This window comes from Arsenophonus sp. ENCA, from assembly GCF_002287155.1.
Lineage (GTDB): Bacteria > Pseudomonadota > Gammaproteobacteria > Enterobacterales > Enterobacteriaceae > Arsenophonus > Arsenophonus nilaparvatae.
In genome coordinates this window covers 1-575 of sequence record NZ_NHNG01000638.1, presented here as the reverse complement: position 1 = coordinate 575, position 575 = coordinate 1, and the positions used below count along the sequence as shown (strand labels likewise).

Annotated in this window: 1 protein-coding gene; it reads left to right on the top strand. The window is 29.6% G+C overall.

The features are described 5' to 3' along the window. Positions 1–116 precede the first annotated feature (116 nt). Positions 117–575, top strand: a 459-nt coding sequence (locus CBG25_RS16505; RefSeq protein ID WP_290607953.1) for a hypothetical protein, incomplete at its 3' end; no start/stop codon positions are given.

Below are 575 nucleotides of genomic sequence, written 5' to 3'. Positions count from 1 at the left end.
TTCTTCATGGTGGTTAGCTCAGTAGACCAGCTTCCGATAACTTTATCAGCAAAATCAAACTCGGCTTAGGTTTTTCGAGGTGCCCAAATGATATAAGTCAGTCACCTTTATCTTCTATGATAAGTAATGTTAGTAATTCTAATAAAAATGTAAATAATGATTCGGTACCATCTATTCTTGTGCAGTCAGGGGATTTAGATAAACAAAAAAATATATTAAGTAATACAAAAACTTTTTGTAATAAAATAGCAATGTCAGCATATAATTATTTGCGTTCTATTGATGGAATTGATGAATTTACCGGAGCGACAGGACAAATTTTACCACAATTTCATCAGTCATTATTATCGTTAAGTATATTACTACCAGCTATTCCTTTGGTTGGAATAGGTGCAAAAGGCGCTTTTGATGAATCAGTAGAAAGTTTTAAAGATCTTTATCCTACATTTATGAATGATATTAAGGAAAAAAAACAAGAGATATTAAAAATATTACAACAAAATTTTACTGAAGATGATGTCAATAAGAAGCTTTTTGAAGAAAAAATTGAACCATTTTTTGATGTTTGGATTAAT